1 protein-coding gene is annotated in these 678 nt (G+C 59.6%); it reads left to right on the top strand.

Annotation, left to right across the window (positions count from 1 at the left end; translation table 11 throughout):
* Positions 1-87: 87 nt before the first annotated feature.
* Positions 88-678: acyl-CoA dehydrogenase family protein (locus tag WH277_RS01630; RefSeq protein ID WP_339503999.1), on the top strand; the 591-nt coding region annotated here is incomplete at its 3' end.

The raw sequence follows: 678 nt of genomic DNA, 5'->3' as shown, positions 1-678 counted from the left end.
TCTGATTATATTAATGAAATCTGAAAAATCTCTTTGCTGATGGCCTGCGCCATCTGGCATTTATTTGCCTGTTAATTAAGGGACATCATGAGCCAATCAGCGAGTACTACCGGCCAGAATAAAACAGCGGCAGTGATCCTCAGTCACGAACAGGCGATCCAGGCCGCACAGGCCGTGGCCGACCTCGCCCGGTTCGATGTGGTGGCCCGCGACCGGGATCGCATCTACCCGCTGGAGGCGCTGGCACTGTTCAGTCGCAGCGGACTGGGCAGCATCTCTGTGCCTCGCGCCTTTGGCGGTGGCGGGCTGTCATACCGCACGCTGTCGGAGGTGTTCCGCATTATCTCGGCCGTGGACCCCTCACTGGGGCAGATCCCGCAAAACCATTTCGCCCTGATCCAACTGCTGCTCGATGAAGGTACACCCGCCCAGCAACACACCCTTTTCAGCGCCGTGGTGCAGGGGCAGCGCCTCGGTAACGGCGGCCCGGAAAAAAATACCCGGCATACCCGTGAAGTGACGGCTCGCCTGGTCCAGGGGCCGGATGGCCTGCGTCTGACCGGCAGCAAGTTCTACTCCACCGGCGCACTGTTCGCCGACATTATCGTTACCACCGCATTGAATGATGACGGGCAGGCGGTGATGGCCTTTATGCCGCGCAAATCGGTCGGTCTGGAG

Source organism: Erwinia sp. MYb416 (assembly GCF_037479575.1).
In the GTDB taxonomy this organism is placed as follows: Bacteria; Pseudomonadota; Gammaproteobacteria; order Enterobacterales; family Enterobacteriaceae; genus Erwinia; species Erwinia rhapontici.
Note: the sequence above shows the minus strand (reverse complement) of the source record. Positions and strands in the feature narration are given on the sequence as shown.